Annotated in this window: 14 protein-coding genes; 4 read left to right on the top strand and 10 right to left on the bottom strand. The window is 65.1% G+C overall.

All coding sequences use genetic code 11. From position 1 onward, the window contains the following. Positions 1–25 precede the first annotated feature (25 nt). The 9 genes from kdpB to ACEOAC_RS05315 form a co-directional block, all read right to left on the bottom strand. Complete coding sequence (gene kdpB, locus ACEOAC_RS05355; RefSeq protein ID WP_413444869.1) at positions 26–2,215, bottom strand: potassium-transporting ATPase subunit KdpB; 2,190 nt, start codon at positions 2,213–2,215, stop codon at positions 26–28. A 70-nt stretch (positions 2,216–2,285) separates the two neighbouring features. Continuing rightward, positions 2,286–4,067, bottom strand: coding sequence for a potassium-transporting ATPase subunit KdpA (gene kdpA / locus ACEOAC_RS05350; protein ID WP_241812217.1), 1,782 nt, complete (start codon positions 4,065–4,067; stop codon positions 2,286–2,288). Position 4,068: 1 nt separating this feature from the next. After that, the gene (kdpF, locus tag ACEOAC_RS05345; RefSeq protein ID WP_017452361.1) at positions 4,069–4,158 is read right to left on the bottom strand and encodes a K(+)-transporting ATPase subunit F; all 90 of its coding nucleotides are present in this window, start codon (positions 4,156–4,158) and stop codon (positions 4,069–4,071) included. Positions 4,159–4,497: 339 nt separating this feature from the next. Continuing rightward, on the bottom strand, positions 4,498–6,498 hold the full coding sequence (locus tag ACEOAC_RS05340; protein ID WP_241812246.1) for a diguanylate cyclase domain-containing protein: 2,001 nt from the start codon (positions 6,496–6,498) through the stop codon (positions 4,498–4,500). A 454-nt stretch (positions 6,499–6,952) separates the two neighbouring features. Beyond that, the gene (locus ACEOAC_RS05335; RefSeq protein WP_241812219.1) at positions 6,953–8,536 is read right to left on the bottom strand and encodes a gamma-glutamyltransferase family protein; all 1,584 of its coding nucleotides are present in this window, start codon (positions 8,534–8,536) and stop codon (positions 6,953–6,955) included. A gap of 71 nt (positions 8,537–8,607) precedes the next feature. Beyond that, positions 8,608–9,021 carry an oxalurate catabolism protein HpxZ gene (hpxZ, locus tag ACEOAC_RS05330; protein WP_413445878.1) on the bottom strand — a complete coding sequence of 138 codons (414 nt, stop codon included), beginning with the start codon at positions 9,019–9,021 and terminating at the stop codon, positions 8,608–8,610. 18 nt (positions 9,022–9,039) lie between these two features. After that, a complete protein-coding gene (locus ACEOAC_RS05325) occupies positions 9,040–11,646 on the bottom strand; it encodes an ATP-binding cassette domain-containing protein (protein ID WP_413628721.1) in 2,607 nt (868 codons plus the stop codon). Beyond that, positions 11,643–12,521, bottom strand: a complete 879-nt coding sequence (locus tag ACEOAC_RS05320) for a branched-chain amino acid ABC transporter permease (protein WP_077235445.1) — start codon at positions 12,519–12,521, stop codon at positions 11,643–11,645. Before ACEOAC_RS05320 ends, ACEOAC_RS05325 begins: the two co-directional genes overlap by 4 nt. A gap of 68 nt (positions 12,522–12,589) precedes the next feature. Continuing rightward, a complete protein-coding gene (locus tag ACEOAC_RS05315; protein ID WP_077235444.1) occupies positions 12,590–13,774 on the bottom strand; it encodes an ABC transporter substrate-binding protein in 1,185 nt (394 codons plus the stop codon). 211 nt (positions 13,775–13,985) lie between these two features. Here ACEOAC_RS05315 and ACEOAC_RS05310 point away from each other — a divergent pair, with 211 nt between their 5' ends. Genes ACEOAC_RS05310 through ACEOAC_RS05295 form a run of 4 tightly spaced genes read left to right on the top strand, consistent with a single transcriptional unit; the run spans position 13,986 to position 17,558 of the window. Continuing rightward, positions 13,986–14,417 (top strand): hypothetical protein, encoded by a 432-nt coding sequence (locus tag ACEOAC_RS05310; RefSeq protein ID WP_006462038.1) that lies wholly within the window; start codon positions 13,986–13,988, stop codon positions 14,415–14,417. Positions 14,418–14,427: 10 nt separating this feature from the next. Continuing rightward, positions 14,428–15,396, top strand: coding sequence for a polysaccharide deacetylase family protein (locus ACEOAC_RS05305; protein ID WP_006462037.1), 969 nt, complete (start codon positions 14,428–14,430; stop codon positions 15,394–15,396). A 27-nt stretch (positions 15,397–15,423) separates the two neighbouring features. Next, complete coding sequence (locus ACEOAC_RS05300; RefSeq protein WP_413628720.1) at positions 15,424–16,695, top strand: amidase; 1,272 nt, start codon at positions 15,424–15,426, stop codon at positions 16,693–16,695. A 32-nt stretch (positions 16,696–16,727) separates the two neighbouring features. Beyond that, positions 16,728–17,558: a GntR family transcriptional regulator gene (locus ACEOAC_RS05295; protein WP_077235441.1), complete on the top strand. Its 831-nt coding sequence runs from the start codon at positions 16,728–16,730 to the stop codon at positions 17,556–17,558. Positions 17,559–17,635: 77 nt separating this feature from the next. On the opposite strand, the gene ACEOAC_RS05290 is transcribed toward ACEOAC_RS05295, so the two are convergent. Then, positions 17,636–18,646 carry an LLM class flavin-dependent oxidoreductase gene (locus ACEOAC_RS05290; RefSeq protein WP_077235440.1) on the bottom strand — a complete coding sequence of 337 codons (1,011 nt, stop codon included), beginning with the start codon at positions 18,644–18,646 and terminating at the stop codon, positions 17,636–17,638. Between the last annotated feature and the right edge of the window lie 77 nt (positions 18,647–18,723).

Below are 18,723 nucleotides of genomic sequence, written 5' to 3'. Positions count from 1 at the left end.
CTTCCCTTGGAGCTAGGAGACAAGTTCATACCAGGCCGAACACGGCCAGCAGCATATCGATCAGCTTGATGCCCACGAACGGCACCAACAGACCACCCAGACCATAGATCAGCAGGTTGCGACGCAGCAGCACGGCCGCGCCCAGGGCGCGATAACGCACTCCACGCAGGGCCAACGGGATCAGGCCGACGATCACCAGCGCATTGAAGATCACTGCCGACATGATGGCCGAGTCGGGGCTGGCCAGATGCATCACGTTCAGCGCGCCCAGCTGCGGATAGGTCGCCACGAACATGGCGGGAATGATGGCGAAATACTTGGCCACGTCATTGGCAATGCTGAAGGTGGTCAGGCTGCCGCGCGTCATCAGCATCTGCTTGCCGATCTCGACGATCTCGATCAGCTTGGTCGGATTGGAGTCCAGATCGACCATGTTGCCGGCTTCCTTGGCCGCCTGGGTGCCACTGTTCATGGCCACGGCGACATCGGCCTGGGCCAGCGCCGGGGCGTCGTTGGTGCCGTCGCCGGTCATCGCCACCAGCTTGCCTTCGGCCTGGTGCTGGCGGATCAGCGCCAGCTTCTGCTCCGGCGTGGCCTCGGCCAGGAAGTCGTCGACACCCGCTTCGGCAGCGATGGCAGCAGCGGTCAGGCGGTTGTCGCCGGTGATCATGATGGTCTTGATGCCCATGCGGCGCAGTTCGCCGAAGCGTTCCTTGATGCCGCCCTTGACGATGTCCTTCAACTCCACCGTGCCGAGGATGCGGATCGGCGCACCCTGGTTGACCACGGCCGCCTCGGCGTGCCATTCGATGACCACCAGCGGCGTACCGCCACGACGGGCGATGGCTTCCACGTCGCTCTCCACCTGCGCCGGCAGCCGCTGGTCGGCCGAGCGCACCAGCTTGCGGATGGCATCGGCAGCACCCTTGCGAATGCGACGGCTGCCGAGGTCGATGCCGGAGACCCGGGTCTGCGCCGAGAACGGGATGAATTCCGCGCCCAGGCCGGCCATTTCGCGTTCGCGCAGATTGAAGCGGTTCTTGGCCAGCACCACGATGCTGCGGCCTTCCGGCGTTTCATCGGCCAGCGAAGCCAGCTGGGCGACATCGGCCAGTTCGCGCTCGGCCACGCCCGGTGCCGGCATGAAGGCGGCGGCCTGGCGGTTGCCGAGGGTGATGGTGCCGGTCTTGTCCAGCAGCAGCACGTCGACGTCACCGGCGGCTTCCACGGCACGGCCGGAGGTGGCGATCACATTGGCCTGCATCATGCGGCTCATGCCGGCCACACCGATGGCCGAGAGCAGGCCCCCGATGGTGGTCGGGATCAGGCACACCAGCAGCGCCACCAGGGCCGTGACCGACACCGGCGCACCGGCACCGGCGGCGGTCACGGAAAAGATCGAGAACGGCAGCAGGGTCACCGTCACCAGCAGGAACACCAGCGTCAGCGCCACCAGCAAGAGCGTGAGGGCCAGTTCATTGGGGGTCTTCTTGCGGCTGGCGCCTTCCACCATGGCAATCATGCGGTCCAGGAAAGCTTCGCCCGGATTGACCGAGACCCGCACCACGATCCAGTCCGACAGCACGCGCGTACCGCCGGTGACAGCCGAAAAATCACCGCCGGATTCGCGGATCACCGGTGCCGATTCGCCGGTGATGGCGCTCTCGTCCACGGTGGCCACGCCCTCGATGACGTCACCGTCGGCCGGCACGGTATCGCCGGCTTCGATGAGGATCAGGTCGCCCTTGCGCAGGCTGTCGCCTTCCACCACTTCACACTGGCGGGCGGCGTTCGCAGCGCCTGCCACCGAGGCCGCATTGCGTAGCTTCTTGGCCGTCACGCTCTTCTTGACCCCGCGCAGGGCCGCGGCCTGGGCCTTGCTGCGGCCCTCGGCCAGGGCCTCGGCGAAGTTGGCGAAGAGGACCGTGAACCACAGCCAGGCGGCTACGGCACCGATGAAACCGGCCGGCGCCTCACCCTTGCCGACCAGCGCCTGGATGAACAGCAGCGTGGTCAGGATGCTACCGAGATAGACCACGAACATCACCGGATTGCGCCACTGCACGCGTGGCGACAGCTTGCGTACGGCATCGGCCAGGGCCGGCTTGACGATCTTCGGATCGAACATCCAGCGCGCGGTCTGCGCGGCGGACGGAATGGCATCGGCCTGCAGCTTGCTGGCAGCGGCCGGAGTATTGCTGGAAGGGGTAGTCATAGGTTTTCCGTTGCGGGTTGCTGCGCGGCGCGGGCCATCTACGCCCCTGCCGCGCAAGCCATCGATTCAATTACATCGCCATCATCTGCAGGTGTTCCACCACCGGACCCAGCGCCAGTGCCGGCACATAGGTCAGCGCACCCACCAGGATCACCGCGCCGATCAGCAGGGCCACGAACAGCGGACCGTGCGTGGGCAAGGTACCGGAGGTGGCCGCCAGGCGCTTCTTGCCGGCCAGCGAACCGGCCATGGCCAGCACCGGCACGATGATGCCGAAGCGGCCCAGCCAGGTGCAGAGGCCGGTCGTGATGTTGTAGTACGGCGTATTGGCCGAGAGCCCGGCAAAGGCGCTGCCGTTGTTGTTGGCCGCCGAGCTGAAGGCGTACAGGATTTCCGAGAAACCATGCGCACCGGGGTTGGCGATGCCGGCCAGGCCGCCCTCCACCATCACCGACAGGGCGGTGAAGATCAGCACCAGGGCCGGGGTCATGAGGATGGCGATCGACATCATCTTCATGTCGAACACGCCGATCTTCTTGCCCAGGTATTCGGGCGTACGGCCGATCATCAGGCCGGCGATGAACACCGCCAGCACCGCGAAGATGAGCATGCCGTACAGGCCCGAGCCGACGCCGCCGAACACCACCTCACCCAGTTGCATCTGCAGCATCGGCACCAGTCCGCCCAGTGGCGAGAGCGAGTCGTGCATGGCATTGACCGCACCGCAGGAAGCCGCCGTGGTGATGGAAGCGAACAGGGCCGAGGCCGGGATGCCGAAGCGGGTCTCCTTGCCTTCCATCATGCCGGGGCCGGAAGCGTGCAGCGATGCCAGCATGGGATTGGTCTGCGATTCGCTGTACATCAGTACCAGCGTGAGCACCACGAACAGCAAGGTCATCGAGGCCAGGATGGCCCAGCCCTGGCGCCGGTCACCAACCAGCACGCCGAAGCTGGTACAGAGCGCGGCCGGAATGATGAGGATGGCCAGCATCTGCAGGAAGTTGGAGAGCGGAGTCGGGTTCTCGTAGGGGTGGGCCGAGTTGGCATTGAAGAAGCCACCGCCGTTGGTGCCGATCATCTTGATGGCTTCCTGCGAGGCCACCGGCCCCATCGGCAAGGTCTGCCGGTCGGTGCTCTGGGCATCGACCAGCGGTTCGCCCTTCGCATCCTTCAAAGGCTGGCCGGCAGCATCCAGTTTTGGCACGGTGTAGTGGGTCACTTCCAGCGTCTTCACTTCCTGGTAGGCGCGGAAGTTCTGGATGCTGCCTTGCTGCACCAGCACCAGCGCCAGCACCACCGACAGCGGCAGCAGCACATAGAGCGCGCTGCGGGTCAAGTCCACCCAGAAGTTGCCGATGCCCTTGCTGCTGTGGCGGGCAAAGCCGCGAATGAGCGCGAAGGCGATCGCGATACCGGTGGCCGCCGAGAGGAAGTTCTGCACCGCCAGCGCCGCCATCTGGGTCAGGTAGCTCATGGTGGCTTCACCCGCATAGCCCTGCCAGTTGGTATTGGTAACGAAGCTCAACGCGGTGTTGAAGGACGAGTCGGGACTGATGGTGGGCAAGGCCTGCGGATTGAGCGGCAACCATTGCTGGAGGCGCTGCAGCAGGTACACCACGATCAGCCCGAGGAAGTTGAACAGCACCACGGCGATGGCGTACTGTTTCCAGTCCATGTCTTGCTCGCGGCTGATGCCACAGAGGCGATAGAAGACACGTTCGACGCCGCCGAAGAGGCGGTTCACGCGTGACTTGCCCTCCATCACGCGGGCCATGTACCAGCCCAGCGGCAGGGAGAGAATCAGCAGCACGGCCAGGTAGAGGCCGAGCTGGAGGTAGTTGTTGCTGTCCATGTCAGAAGTCCTCCGGCTTGATCAGCGCATAGACCAGGTACAGCAACAGGGCAATGGAAACGACCAGCCCCAGCAGATACATGAGGTTCATTTCTTCTCGCCTTCCTGCCGTTCCAGACGGCTGCACAGGGCGATGAATGCCCACATCGAGATGCCGCAGAGCAGCAGCATACCCACGTAGAGAAAATCCGTTTGCCACATTTCCCACTCCATTGTTGACGTTGTGTCCCGCCGCTCCGGGAACCGGAATCAGCGACAGTGGAACGATAGGGAAAGCGGCATTAAATCCGGGTAAATGTTTGGGGCGGGGGTGTAAACAAGACGTAAACGTGGGCCGGCAAGGTGATGACGTGCGGGCGGAGCGAGGTAGGGCCGGGCGAGAAGAGGTGACTTGCAGGAGAAAACAATAGCGGCCGGCAGCGCCGGCCGATCAGACGTCGGACACCTTGCCCAGTTCGACGCGGTTCTTGCCTAGGCGCTTGGCGGCGTACATGGCCTTGTCGGCCATGGCCAGGAGTTCTTCGGGGCCGACTTCGCCGTCCAGGTCGGGATGATAGACCGCCACCCCGATACTGCTGGAGATGTTGACCGTGGAGTGGGTCAGCTGGAAGGGTTCGCGGATGGTATGGAGGACCTTCTCGGCCACCATCAGGGCGTCTTCCTGGGATTGCAGGTTTTCCAGGATCACCACGAACTCGTCACCGGCCAGGCGCGCCACGGTATCGACGTCGCGCACCGATTGTTGCAGACGCCGCGCAAACTCGACCAGAAGTTCATCGCCGGCTTCGTGACCATAGCGGTCGTTGATGCCCTTGAAGCCATCCAGGTCCATGAAGAACAACGCCAGCAGTTGGTGGGCGCGGCGCGCGCGCATCATGCCCTCGGGCAGGCGGTCGCTGAAGGCGCGGCGATTGGGCAGGCTGGTCAGTACGTCGGTGAGGGCCAGCTCGCGCATCTGGTCGCGGAAGGCCAGCCGTTCGGTGATGTCGTGCAGGAAGGCGATGAACAGGTGGCCGCTCTGGCGCTTGACATGCCCGACCGTGATCTCGATGGGCAATTCATGTCCATCGTGATGCAGGGCCTGCAGTTCGATGCGGTTGTTGATGACCACGCTGGTGCCATCTTCGAAGAACTTCTCCATGCCGCGATTGTGGGCGGCGCGCATGTCGGGCGGGATGATCAGTTCGGCCATGTCGCGCCCCATGGCCTGGTCACGTGGCCAGCCCAGCAGCAGTTCGGCCTGACGGTTCCATTCGACCACCCGACCGTGTTCGTCGGCGGCAATGAAGGCGTCCTGGGCGTTTTCCAGGATGGCGCGCAGTTCGGCGGCACTTTCTTCCAGCTGGATCTGGTTGGCCTGTTGCTGGTCCAGCGCCTGCTGCAGGGCGGTGGCGGTCTCGTGCAGGCGGCTGGTGCGCTCGGCGACGCGATGCTCCAGGCTTTCATTGAGGGAGCGCACTTCGCGCAGATAGCTTTCTTCGCGCGCCACCATGTTGACCAGGGTGGAGGACAGCAGATGGATTTCGCGATAGCTGTCCACCCGCGGGATGGAGACGTCGGAGCGACCGGCGGCGCGTTGCTCCAGCGCTGCCGAGAGTGCGTTGATGGGCGCCACCAGGCGTCGCGTGAGCACATAGGCCAGGATCACCAGCACGGCCCCGGAGAGCGTGCCTACCACGATCACGCGTCGTTCCAGATCGCGGAAGGCGGCCAGCGCCACCGACTCGGGCTGGCGCACCAGCACGCTCCAGTTCAGTTTCATGCCGCCCTGCTGACCGGTACGGGCGTAACCGGTGACATAACGCAGACCGTCGGGCCAGGTCTCCAGCAGCGAGCCGCCGGTACGCGAGGCGCGCGCGGCACGCAGGCTGGCGGTATCGATCTTGGTTTCTTCGAGATTGCGCGGACCGAGGATGACGGTGTCGTCATCGCGCACGATGATCACGTCGACGTCATAGCGGTTGCCGGTGGGGTCGAGCAGCTTGGCGGCGATATCGCGGGCCCAGCTCCAGGACAGGTGCATGCCCAGCACCCCCACCAGATGGCCATTTGCATCCTGCACGGGTGCGGAGAGGTCGACGAAACGCCAGGGATCGGACTGCGGCTGCAGCTTCTTGCTCAGGAGGAGTGCGGGATGGTAGTCGCCCGCGTATTCGCTTTTCCGGCCTTCCTGAAACCAGGGGCGCTCGGCCACGCTGACACCTTCAAGCAAGCCATTGGTAGCCGCCAGCACGGCGCCATCGGGTTGCGCCAGGCCGATCCAGGCATAGTGCGGCACATTGGACTGCAGTTCGTTGAGCACCCGGCGCACGCGCGCCACGTCGGTCGCGGCGCGGATGGACGGGCGTTGCAACAGCAGGCGCAGATCGATTTCGCGTTCACTCATGCCGCGCTCAAGCGCGTCCTGCATCTGCCAGGCCAGCTGCTTCATGCGTGTTTCGGATTCCGAACGCGCGTAGCCGCGCGTGAACTGATCCACCAGAATCAGCACTGACACGGTCGTGATGAGCACGGTTATAACCACCCCCAGCGTAATCAGCGACGACAGATTCGGCGGAGATGGGGCGTTTTTCTTGTTCAATTCAGACAAAATGCTGCGATACGACTGGATGCATGACGGCTCCCCTGTGAACCGCTTGGGTATTTCGGCATCTTGCCAGAACAACTATGGTTTTTCATCGCATTTCCCGAAAAACTTCGAGAAAATTTTTACGCAGGAAAATACTCACCAATACTCCACAGCGCTTCTCCCTCGAAGCGACATGACTGCAGGCAAAAGCGCGCAATAGACAGCATTTCCCGACAGACGGGAAATGCAAAAAGACAACGGATGGCGACGATCTGTGAGGATCGCGGCCATCCGTCGCGGGGTGGGGAATGGAGATTTACAGGCCGGCACACACGCCATCGGCGCGGGGATCGGTGGCGCCTTCGATGACGCCATCCGGATGCACGCAGACTGCGCCGGCGTGTCCCATCATGTCGGTGTATTCCTCCACCACCTGTACTTCGTGACCTGCCTGGCGCAGGGCGTCGATGGTGGCGGCTGGTACCCGGCCTTCGACCTTCAGGTTGGTGGAGACATCGCCCCAGGTCCGCCCCAGCAGCCAGCGCGGTGCGCTGACGGCGGCCTGCAGGTTCTGGCCGAAGAGCACATGACGGGTGAATACGGCGGCCTGGGTCTGCGGCTGCCCTTCCCCACCCATGGTGCCGTAGGCCAGGGTACGGCCATCCTCCAGACGCGCCAGCGAGGGATTGAGGGTATGGAACGGCAGCTTGCCGGGTTGCAGCTGGTTGGCGCCATCGTCCAGGGTGAAGCTGGCGCCACGGTTCTGCCAGACGATGCCGGTATCGGCCGGCACCACGCCGCTGCCGAATTCCCAGAAGATGCTCTGGATGTAGCTGACCACGCGGCCCTGCGCATCGGCCGCGCCCATCCAGATGGTGTCGCCGGGCTTGGCCGGATGCGGCCATGGCGCGGCCTGCTGCAGGTGGATCTGGCGGGCTTCCTGGTCCAGTGCCTCGGCCAGCAGCCAGTGGGCCGCATCCACGCTCATGTGGGCCGGGTCCGTGACATGCCGGTTACGCAGGATGAAAGCACGCTTGGTCGCTTCCACCAGGCCGTGGATATGGGCGAAGCCGTCGGCCTCGGTGATCCCCAGCCGGTCGAACAGGCCGATGATCATCAGCGCGGAAACGCCCTGCGTCGGCGGCGGCAGGTTGTAGACGCGGCCTGAGCGCAATTGCACCATCAACGGCTGCACGATCTGGGCGCGGAAGGCTTCCAGATCGGCACGACGCACCGGGCTGCCGGCCGCTTCCAGGCCCGCAGCCAGGGTGGCGGCGAGGTCGCCGCGATAGAAGTCGTCCAGCCCGGCTTCGGCCAGGCGCGACAGGCTGGCGGCCAGGGCTGGCTGTTTCAGCACCGTGCCCTGGGCCGGAATGCCGGCCGCGGCATAGGTGGCGGCGAAGCCAGGCTGGTCCTTGAGTTCGGCCCACTTGTCGCGGGTGAGTTCATGTTGCGAACGGGTGATGGGGACCCCGGCCTGTGCGTGACGGATGGCGTCGGCCAAGAGCACCGGCAGCGGCAGAGCGCGGCCGAAGCGTTGCGCGTAATCGAGCGCGGCCGACCAGCCGCCCACGGCGCCGGCCACCGTCAGCGCCGCATGCGCGCCACGGGTGGGTACCGCGCTGTAGCCATGCCCGGCATAGAACGCCTTGGTCGCCAGACCCGCCGACGGTCCGCAGGCGCGGATGGCCACCGGCTCGCGACCGGGCTCGCTGATCAGCCAGAAGCCGTCGCCGCCGATGCCGTTCATGTGCGGATAGACCACCGCGATGGCGGCCGCCGCAGCCACCATGGCTTCGACCGCATTGCCGCCTTCGCGCAGGATCTGCGCGCCGGCTTGGGCGGCCAGGTGATGAGGGGCGGTGACCATACCGCCCAGACAGGTCTTGCTATACAACATGGCTGACTCCTGAGGTTTTTATATTGGATGGGAAGGCAATGCGGCGATGATAACCGGGGACGGTGCGGCGTTCAGGCCGGTGTCGTTTTCGGTGCATCCATCCAGGAAACATGCGCGGCGACGATGCGCCAGCCCTGCGGCAGGCGCAGCCAGGTATGGCTCTGGCGGCCGGTGCGCGTTTCCCCCTCGCGGGTGAACTCGGTATTGGCGACGGCATAGTCCTGACCGTAGGTGGTGATGACGGTCTGGCGCAGGGTGCGCATCAGGTTCTTCGGCGAGCGCCCCTGGCGAAAGGCGCGGATGGCCTCGGTCCCGACCAGGTTCTCGGTGGCGCCGTAGCGTACGGTATGCGGTCCATCGAGGAAGAGTTCATCCAGCACTTCGACCTGGTTGGTGGTCAGGGCCACTTCATAACGCTGGAAGGCATGACGCACTTCGGCCACCACCTCCGGCAGGTTGATCTCGAACGGTTGTGTCGATTCCATGCTGATTCCTCTGTGTCCTCAGTGTGCGCCCAGATAGGCCTTGGCCAGCGCATCGTTGGCGGCGATCTCGGCGGCCGTGCCCTGTGCCACCACGCGCCCGCCTTCGATCACATAGGCGCGGTCGGCCAGCGACAGCGCCAGGGCCGCCATCTGGTCCACCAGCACGATGGTCATGTTTTCGCGGCGCAACTGGTCCAGTGCCGCGAACAGTTCGGCGATCACCTTCGGCGCCAGTCCCAGCGATGGTTCATCCAGCAGCAGCACACGCGGACGCGACATCAGGCCACGGGCGATGGCCAGCATCTGCTGCTCGCCGCCAGAGAGCAGGCCGGCGCGATGATGCAGGCGCTCACGCAGGCGCGGGAAACGCCCCAGCATCTCCTCTACCCGCGCGTCCACATCCTGCGGATAGAGGAAGGCACCGAGGCGGATATTGTCCAGCACTGAGAGTTCAGGGAACACCTGCCGTCCCTCCGGCACCAGTACCACGCCATGGCGCACGATCTGCTCGGCGCGCAGGTGCATCAGGTTCACGCCACCGGCGTGGATGCCGCCTTCTACCGGACGATGCAAACCGGCCAATGCGCGCATCAGGGTGGACTTGCCGGCACCATTGGCGCCCAGCAGCGCAATCATCTCGCCCTGCCTGACCTGCAGGTTGATGCCATGCAGGACCGGTTCGGCGCCATAGCCTGTGACCAGCTCGCCCACGCCCAGCAATTCGCTGGCACCGGCCACTGCAGCGCGGGCCGCCGCCACCGGCTGCTGGCCGCCCTCGCCCAGGTAGGCCTTGCGCACGGCGGGGTCGTTCTGTACTTCCTGCGGGCTGCCGATGGCCAGGCGCTGGCCGGCGTCCAGGACCACGATGCGGCGCGAAATCTGCATCACCAGTTCCATATCGTGCTCGACCACCACCACGCTGATGCCGGCCTCGGCGATGCGGGTCAGCAGTTGCGCCAGCAGTGTCTTGTCTTCGCGCGACAGGCCGGCAGCCGGTTCATCGAGCAACAGCACGTCGGGATCGGCGGCCAGCGCCCGGGCGATTTCCACCAGTCGACGGTCCACGTGGGCCAGATCGGCGCTGGGAATGTCGAGTGCGCCGCGATAGCCGCAGAAGTCCAGCAGGCGGCGGCTACGTTCGCGCACCGCGCCGGCCAGGAAGCCACGCGAGGACAGCAGGCCGCCCAGGCGACCGCGACCACAGGCCAGCGCCACGTTGTCGGCCACCGACAGGCTGCCGAACAGTTGCGAAGTCTGGTAGGTACGGGCCACGCCATGACGGGCGATGCGGAAGGCCGGCAGGCCGGCCAGTTCAGTATCGCCCAGCACAAAGCGACCGGCGCTGGGGCGATAGAAGCCGGAGAGCATGTTCAGCGCCGTGGTCTTGCCGGCGCCGTTGGGGCCGATCAGGCTGGTGACGGCGGCACCGGGCACCTCGAAGCCGAGATCGCTGACGGCACGCACGCCGCCGAAGACCATGGTAAGTCCGTCCGCGGACAAGGTGCGGCGCGTCCTCGACGGCAGCGCCGGCTGGGCCATGTCATCGTCCTGCGGAGCGATGACGGAAGGTGCGAAGACGGCTGGCTTGCGCAGGCGCGCAGCGAGCTTGCCCAGCAGTCCCGTCACGCCATCCGGGGCGACCCACAGTACCAGCAGCAGCAAGGCACCGAAGAACAGGAGACGATAGTCTTCCAGGCTGGACAGCAGTTCCGGCAGCGCACCCACGATCACGGCACCGATCACCGGGCCAAGGATGGAACCGGAGCCACCCAGCACCACCACCAGTACGAAGAGGATGGACTGCATGAAGCTGAAGGTGTCCGGCGTGACGAAGGTCGACAGCGGCGCGAAGAGGCCACCCGCCAGGCCGGCCAGTGCAGCCGACACCGCGAAGGCGACGGTCTTGATCACCAGCGGATTGAGACCGATGGATTCGGCCGCCGTCTCGCTGTCGCGCACGGCGCGCATGGCTGCGCCCCAGCTGCCGCGCGAGAGCCAGCAGTAGGCGGCCAGTACCACCGCCGCCGTTACCAGACCCAGCACGGCAATCGCGCGCTCGGCCTGCAAACCCATGAAGGATGGTGCGGCCAGACCCATGATGCCGTTCTGGCCACCGGTGAGGTCGCGCAGTTCGATGATGGCGTGCTGGATGATGAAGCTGAAGGCAATCGTGATCATGGCCAGGTAAGGCCCCTTCACGCGCAGTGCCGGCAGCGCCAACAGCATGCCCAGCGCACCCGCAACCACCGCTGCCAGTGGCCAGGCCAGCCAGAACGACAGCCCGGCCTTGGTGGTGAGGATGGCTACCGTATAGGCGCCCACTGCATAGAAGCCGACATGGCCGAAGGAGACCTGTCCGGTCAGGCCGATCAGGACGTTCAGACCGATGCCGACGATGGCCACCAGCGCAATGCCGGCCAGCACGAAGACGTAGTAGCTGTTGATCGAGAGCGCCAGCGTGATGGCGGCGATCAGGCTCAGCGCAGAAAACATCAGTGCGGCGGGCGTACCCAATCCGAGCTTGATGTTGGATGAGGAGGAAGGCGCGGCCGATGCGGCCGATGCTGCCAAGGTGGAGCCCGTAGCCTGCGGACTGCGGGCAATGGAAGGGGGCAGACGATTCATACCTTTTTCACCTGTGCGCGGCCGAACAGGCCGTTGGGACGAATGGCCAGCACCACGATCACCAAAGCGAAGGTGATGATCTGGGTGTAACCGGAACCGAGGGTGGCCGTGATGAGTGCCTCGGCCATGCCGAACAGCAGGCCGGCGATCATCACACCCCAGGCGCTGGTGATGCCACCGAGGATGGCCACCGCGAAGGCCTTCAGGCCGAACAGCGTACCCATGTCGGCATTGACGTTGAACAGCGGCGCAATCAGCACCCCGGCCACGCCGGCCAGCAGGGTCGAAAGCGCGAAGGCGACCGCAATCGCACGGGTGATGGGAATACCCATCAGGCGCGCCGCATCGCGGTTCTGCACCACCGCCAGCAGGGCCGTCCCCCAGCGGGTGCGACGCGAGACGGTATGCAGCAAGGCGGCCAGCGCCAGGCCAATGGCCGGGATCAGCAGGTGCAGGGGGTACACACCCAGGCCCATGCCGCCCAGTTCGATGGACGACAGCGCCAGCGGCGAAGGCAGGCTGCGCGGTTCCTTGCCGAAGGTATGCATGACCAGGTTATCGAGCACGATACCCAGCGCCACGGTGGACATCAGCCAGGCATTGGAGCCCTGGCGCGCGAAGGGGCGCACCGCCAGTATCTCCACCAGCAATCCGTAGAGCGCACAGGCTGCCAGGGCCAGCAGGATGGCCAGCCACATCGGCCAGCCCAGGGTCTGGGCGAAGGTGAAGCACAGCACGGCGCCCAGCATCATGGAGCTGCCCTGTGCAAAATTGACGGTGCCGGAAACGGCATACGTCATGTAGAAACCAAGCGCCATCAGACCGTACATGCTCCCCAGTCCGAATCCGCTGATCAGTGCCGACAACAGCAACATCGTGTTCTCCTGGCGCCACCCGTGGCCCTGCACGGACGAAAGGTGGCGCGTTTCTTTCCAAGTTTGCGTTACTGGCTCAGGCCGACCGGCAGGATGCGGTTGTCGATGAACTGCGCCCAGACATAGTCGTCGGCCTGCAGGGCGTCATGCACACCGGGGCTGAACGGCTTGACGTAGGTCTTGATCAGGCCTTCGTAGCGATCGATCTTGTAGAAGCCCTCGCGCACTGCATCGCCATTGGTGGAACCTGCCTTGGCGATGGCCAGCGCGGCCAGCTGCATGCCGTCATAGGCATTGGCCACGCCGACGGCGGGAGTGATGTCGTCCGGCCCCTTGATGGCGGGATACTTGGCCTTGAGCTCGGCAACCACCTTCTCGCCCACCGGGGAGAGCTTGCCGAAGAAGCTGAAGGTCTGGATGAAGTGGACGTTTTTGGCGTTTGGTCCGGCCAGTTCGGTGAAGCGGCCGCCGGCCGGTCCCCAGTGCGACACCACCGGCACCTTCCAGCCCATGCGATCAAGCGACTTGACCACCTGCGCCGAGGGACCGACGTTGCCCACCAGATACAGGGTATCGGCACCGGCGGCCTTGAGGCGGCTCAGTTGCGGCACCACGTCGACGTCGCTGGCTTCGAACTTCTCGATGCCGGCGGGCTTCATGCCCTTCTCGGCCAGTGCGGCGACGATGCCCTTCTCGTTGGACTCGCCCCAGGGATTGTTGACCAGGATCAGGCCGGCCTTGCTGCTCTTGAAGGTCTTTTGCGCATAGTTGAGCATGGCCTTGTCCACCAGTTCATCCACGGCCGAGACGCGGAATGCGTAGTTGGGATTGGCGCCGTTCTTGGTCACACCGGTGCCCGCCGCCCAGGGACCGACGAAGGGGACTTTTTCCTGATTGATGATGGGAACGATGGCCATCGACACCGGCGTATCGAGACCGCCGAAGAGTACCGCCACCTTTTCCTTGAAGATCAGTTCGCGCGCCGCCACCACACCCTTGGCGGGGTTGCCTTCGTCATCGCGGCGCACCAGTTCCAGCTTGCGGCCACCGAGCAGGCCGCCCTTGGCGTTGATCTCGTCGATGGCAATGCTCATGCCGCGGGTCAAGGCTTCGCCGGCCTGTGCGGACTGGCCCGACAGGGCGGTGACCAGACCGATCTTGATGGTGTCGGCGGCCAGCGCCAGCGGCGACAGTGCGGTGGCGACGGTGGCTGCTGCAGCGGCGATCAGGGTACGGCGCGTGAAACGGATCATGTGAATCCCTCCAGTAGGTTCCAGTAATTGAGTGAGTGCTCTGCCCGGCATGACTTATGCAAGGGCTATGCCAAGCAGCACCGTATCGCCTAATTATTGCCGACAATATTTATCTAATAGTCGCAGCATTTATTAGAGATTATTGCCACCGATAACCTATTTTAATTGCAGTCAATAACGCACAGATATTGTGCAGACCCTGGAGAAAATGATGCACGCCGCACCATCATCAAGCAGCCCCCTGACCTACGATCCTGCCGCGCTGGTAGATGAATACCTGCGTGTGCTGATGATTCCCGATCCGGTGGCGGCGCGCCGTTTCGTTTCGCCGGAGCTGAAAATCCGGTTTACCGGCGGGCGCGAGATGATCGATCCTGCACAATGTGCGGCCTTCAATGCCGGACGCTACGGCTGGGTCAAGAAGCGTTTCGAAGCGACCGAAGTGGTGACCGGTGCCACGCTGGAACAGGCCATCGTCTATAACCGCGGCACGCTGTACGGCGTGTGGCCCGATGGCGAGGCCTTCGAAGGCAACCGTTACGTCGACCGCTACGTGGTGCGCCACGGGCTGATCGTACAGATGGACGTGTGGAACGACAGCGCCGAACGCATGCTGGTGCGCGCCGGTCTGGCCGAACTCTGAGGGAGGACGCATGCAGACCACCATCCTGCCACCAGGCGCCGACGCTGCGCTGGGACAAGACGCCGGCCGCGATACCTATGGCGCCCTGCCCTCGCATGGCCGCTTCGGCTATTCGGCCATCCATCGCCGGCCGCACTATCGCTGGCCCAATGGCGCCCGACTGGCGGTCTACCTGGGCTTCAACATCGAGCACTTTGCCTTCGGCGAGGGCTTGGGGGCCAAGCTGGGACCGGTGTGCCCCGAACCGGATGTGCTCAACTACGCCTGGCGGGAATACGGCAACCGGGTCGGCGCCTGGCGTTGTCTCGAACTCTTCGAGCAACTGGGCTTGCCAGCCGGGGTGTTGATCAATACCGCACTTTACGATCACTGCCCCGAGCTGGTGGCGGCCTTTGTGGCGCGAGGGGATGAGTTGATCGGTCACGGCCACACCAACGCCCATCAGCAAGGCAGGCTGGACGAAGCGGCAGAAGCGGCGCTGCTGCGTCACTGCCGCGAGCGCATCGGTGCCGAGAGCGGGGTGGCCCCCACCGGCTGGCTTTCGCCCTGGATTTCGGAGAGCCTGGTCACGCCGGACCTGTTGCAGGAAACGGGATATCGCTACACCCTGAACTGGGCGCATGACGACCAGCCGGTACACATGCTCACGCGCAGCGGGGAGACGCTGTGGTCGATTCCCTATCCGCAGGAGTTGAACGACATTCCCATGATCGTGGCACGCCAGATGGACGGGCGCGATTTCGCCCGCATGATCGTGGACAACTTCGACGAGATGCTGGAACAGTCGGTGCAACAGCCGCTGGTAATGGGGATCGCCCTGCACCCCTATCTGGTGGGCCAGCCCTATCGTCTGCGCCATCTGCGCAGCGCCCTGCAACACCTGGCGGCCGCCCGCGACCGGGGAGAGATCTGGTTCACTACCCCCGGTGCCATCTGCGACCACGTCGCATCGCTGGAACAATTGCGCCAGCCTTTCTGAGGCCGGCATCCGTTTCTGGAGAATGAGTTGAATACTGCTTCAGGCATTGCCCCTGCCATCACCAACACCAACACCAACACCAACGCCAACGCCACCACCGCCTTCGACATCGATGACCACGTCGGCGCCTTCGTTGCGCATGGACGTTTCACCCTCGCCGGCACCGCCAGCGGTCCGCTGGCTGGGCTGCGCTTCGCGGCCAAGGACCTGTTCGACGTGGCCGGCCAGCCCACCGGCGCCGGCAATCCCGACTGGCTGCGCACACACCCCATCCCCCGGCGCAGCAATGCACTGGTCGATCAATTGCTGCAGGCCGGTGCCACGCTGGTCGGCAAGACCCTGACCGATGAGCTGGCGTACAGCATCCACGGTGACAACCACCACTACGGCACGCCGATCAACAGTGCCGCGCCGGAGCGGGTGCCGGGTGGCTCTTCCAGCGGTTCGGCGGCAGCCGTGGCAGCACGCTTGTGCGACTTCGCACTGGGCACCGATACCGGCGGCTCGACCCGGGTGCCGGCCAGCTATTGCGGCGTGTGGGGCTTGCGCACCAGCTTCGGCCTGCTGTCCACGGCCAGCATGGCGCCGCTGTGCCCCAGCTTCGACACTGCCACCTGGCTGGCGCACGACCCCGAGGTCTTCGAGAGCGTCGGCCGGACACTGCTGCCGGGAACCGCCGATACACCGCTGCGCAAGGTGCTGCTGCCGTTCGACATGCTGGAACTGGCCGATCCCGAATTCCACCCGGTCCTGCACCGGGTCTATGAGGGCCTGCGCAGCACCATGCCGGGCGAACACATGCGCCTGTCGGGCGCGGAGGGAGAGCTGGAAAGGTGGCGCCAGGCCTACGTCAGTGCCTCGGCCTACGACGCCTGGCAATGCCATGGTGACTGGATCAGCCAGACCCGGCCGCTGTTCGGCCCGGCCGTGCAGGCACGCTGGGACATGGCGCGTGAGACCAGCGCCGAGACCGCCCGCGCCGCGCGGGAGAAACAGGACCTGGTACGTCATCGGGTGCGCACCTTGCTGGGGGCCGACGGGGTGGCGGTGATTCCCTCCGCATCCAGCGTGGCGCCGCTGCGCGGTGCCAGCGCGGCAGAGATCGATCAGGTGCGCGCACGCACCTTCCGCCTGACCTGTGTGGCCGGACTGGCGGGTCTGCCGCAGGTGAGCCTGCCCTTTACCAGCCCCGCCGGGCTGCCGATCGGCGTATCATTGCTGGGCCCGGCGGGCAGCGACCTGGCCCTGATCGGGCTGGCGACCCGCATCTGGCGCACGCTGCAAGGCGGCGCCGGCTGAGTTCCGGGCGCGAACCACCACTCGACAAGACGATGAGCGACACCTCTCCCCGCAAGACTGCCAAGCCCTCTTCCCGTACCCGCAAGCCTCCGGAGGTGAGCCCGGCACCGGCCCGACAGAGCCGCGCCGGCCGTCCCCGCGTGCGGCACGACGCGCTCACCGATGCCCCGGCACTGGTACTGGACGGCGAAGTGGGCGAGGACATCATCGCCCGCATCTACCAGACCGTTTTCGACAGCGTGATGAGCCAGCGCCTGACGCCGGGGACCAAGCTGCCGGAGGCGGCCCTGTGCGAGCTGTTCGGCGTGGGACGCACGGTGGTGCAGAAGGCCTTGCAGAAACTGGCACATGAACACATCGTGGAGTTGCGACCCAATCGCGGGGCGGTGGTGGCCATGCCGACGCCGGAAGAGACACGCGAAATCTTCCAGGCGCGACGTGCACTGGAAGGCGCCATCATGCGCCTGGCGGTGCAGAACGCCACCCGCGCCGACCTGGCCAAGCTGCGCCGGCAGCTGAAGGAAGAACACGAGGTCATGCACAGCTATGCGCAGACGCACTGGGCGCGGCTGGCGTCGTCCTTCCACATGCGGGTGGCCGAACTGTCGCGCAATGCCACGTTGCAACGCTACCTGAGCGAGCTGGTGTCACGCTGCTCGCTGATCGTGGCGCTGCATGAGCCGGCCGGCTATGCGGCCTGCGAGCATGACGAACACACCCATATCGTGGACCTGATCGAACGGGGCGATGCCGAGGGCGCGGTGGCGGCCATGGAAGCCCATCTGCTGTCGCTGGAAGAACATATCCACCTGGTCAGCGAGAAGAGCGGCAACAGCCTGGCACGGATGCTGGGGATGGAATAAGCCTTCGATTGAAGGCGAGAAAAAAGGCGGCTGGGACGTGGTCCCTGCCGCCTTTTTTCCGTAGCGTTAGCACTGGACTAGATCGTCACATTTTCCTGCAGGGCGGCACGTGCCTCGGCAGCAATCTCGAAGGAATGCAGGCGCGCCGCATGATCGAAGATCTGCGCGGTAATGATCAGCTCATCGGGCGCATGTTCGTCGATGAAGGCCTGCAGGCCTTCCTGCACGGTGTCGCGGTCACCCACCACCGCACAGGCCAGCGAGCGCTCGACGTGCGCTTGCTCGCCCGGCTGCCAGAGCGCGTCGATGTCATCCACCGGCGGTCGCAACTGGCCGGGCGTACCACGGATCAGGTTCAGGAATTGCTGCTGCAGCGAGGTGAACAGGCGCTCGGCTTCGCGCTGGGTATCGGCGGCGAAGACGTTCAGGGCCAGCATCACATAGGGTTTCTTGAGGGTGGCTGAGGGCTTGAAGCGCTCGCGATAGATCTGGATCGCCGACTTCATGAAGCCGGGGGCGAAGTGCGAGGCGAAGGCAAACGGCAAACCCAGTTCGGCCGCCAGCTGGGCGCTGAACATGCTGGAACCGAGCAACCAGATCGGTACCTTGAGACCGGCACCGGGGACGGCGCGCAGGGACTGGTAGTCAGACGGGTCGTCGAAATATTCCTGCAGTTCCTGCACGTCCTGCGGGAAGTTGTCGGCGGTATCCCCGCCCATGTGGCGGCGCAGGGCGCGCGCGGTGCGCTGGTCGGAACCGGGAGCGCGACCCAGGCCCAGGTCGATGCGACCGGGATAGAGTGATTCCAGGGTGCCGAACTGTTCGGCGATGACCAGCGGCGAGTGGTTGGGCAGCATGATGCCGCCGGAGCCGACGCGGATACTGCGGGTATGGGCGGCGACATGCGAGATCACCAGCGCAGTAGCGGCACTGGCGATACCGGGCATGTTGTGGTGCTCGGCCAGCCAGTAGCGCTTGTAGCCCAGCGCTTCGGCGCGCTGCGCCAGTTCCTTGCTGTTGTTGAAGGCCTGGGCGGCGTTGCTGCCCTGGTTGATCGGGGATAGATCAAGAACGGAAAACGGAATCATGAATGGATCCTTGTGGGGGCAGCGGGATCGCCGCCGCACCGGTTGCCGGGGCGTAGCCCCGGGATGAGCAGATGCGC

This window comes from Herbaspirillum frisingense, assembly GCF_047325095.1.
In the GTDB taxonomy this organism is placed as follows: domain Bacteria; phylum Pseudomonadota; class Gammaproteobacteria; order Burkholderiales; family Burkholderiaceae_D; genus Herbaspirillum; species Herbaspirillum frisingense.
Note: the sequence above shows the minus strand (reverse complement) of the source record. Positions and strands in the feature narration are given on the sequence as shown.

What these genes read in the sequence shown, in the direction of transcription:
- ACEOAC_RS05325 (WP_413628721.1), bottom strand. Translation starts at nt 11,646, where the DNA reads ATGAATCGTCTGCCCCCTTCCATTGCCCGCAGTCCGCAGGCTACGGGC.
- kdpB (WP_413444869.1), bottom strand. Translation starts at nt 2,215, where the DNA reads ATGACTACCCCTTCCAGCAATACTCCGGCCGCTGCCAGCAAGCTGCAG.
- kdpA (WP_241812217.1), bottom strand. Translation starts at nt 4,067, where the DNA reads ATGGACAGCAACAACTACCTCCAGCTCGGCCTCTACCTGGCCGTGCTG.
- kdpF (WP_017452361.1), bottom strand. Translation starts at nt 4,158, where the DNA reads ATGAACCTCATGTATCTGCTGGGGCTGGTCGTTTCCATTGCCCTGTTG.
- ACEOAC_RS05290 (WP_077235440.1), bottom strand. Translation starts at nt 18,646, where the DNA reads ATGATTCCGTTTTCCGTTCTTGATCTATCCCCGATCAACCAGGGCAGC.
- ACEOAC_RS05335 (WP_241812219.1), bottom strand. Translation starts at nt 8,536, where the DNA reads ATGTTGTATAGCAAGACCTGTCTGGGCGGTATGGTCACCGCCCCTCAT.
- hpxZ (WP_413445878.1), bottom strand. Translation starts at nt 9,021, where the DNA reads ATGGAATCGACACAACCGTTCGAGATCAACCTGCCGGAGGTGGTGGCC.
- ACEOAC_RS05295 (WP_077235441.1), top strand. Translation starts at nt 16,728, where the DNA reads ATGAGCGACACCTCTCCCCGCAAGACTGCCAAGCCCTCTTCCCGTACC.
- ACEOAC_RS05320 (WP_077235445.1), bottom strand. Translation starts at nt 12,521, where the DNA reads ATGTTGCTGTTGTCGGCACTGATCAGCGGATTCGGACTGGGGAGCATG.
- ACEOAC_RS05340 (WP_241812246.1), bottom strand. Translation starts at nt 6,498, where the DNA reads ATGAAGCAGCTGGCCTGGCAGATGCAGGACGCGCTTGAGCGCGGCATG.
- ACEOAC_RS05310 (WP_006462038.1), top strand. Translation starts at nt 13,986, where the DNA reads ATGCACGCCGCACCATCATCAAGCAGCCCCCTGACCTACGATCCTGCC.
- ACEOAC_RS05305 (WP_006462037.1), top strand. Translation starts at nt 14,428, where the DNA reads ATGCAGACCACCATCCTGCCACCAGGCGCCGACGCTGCGCTGGGACAA.
- ACEOAC_RS05315 (WP_077235444.1), bottom strand. Translation starts at nt 13,774, where the DNA reads ATGATCCGTTTCACGCGCCGTACCCTGATCGCCGCTGCAGCAGCCACC.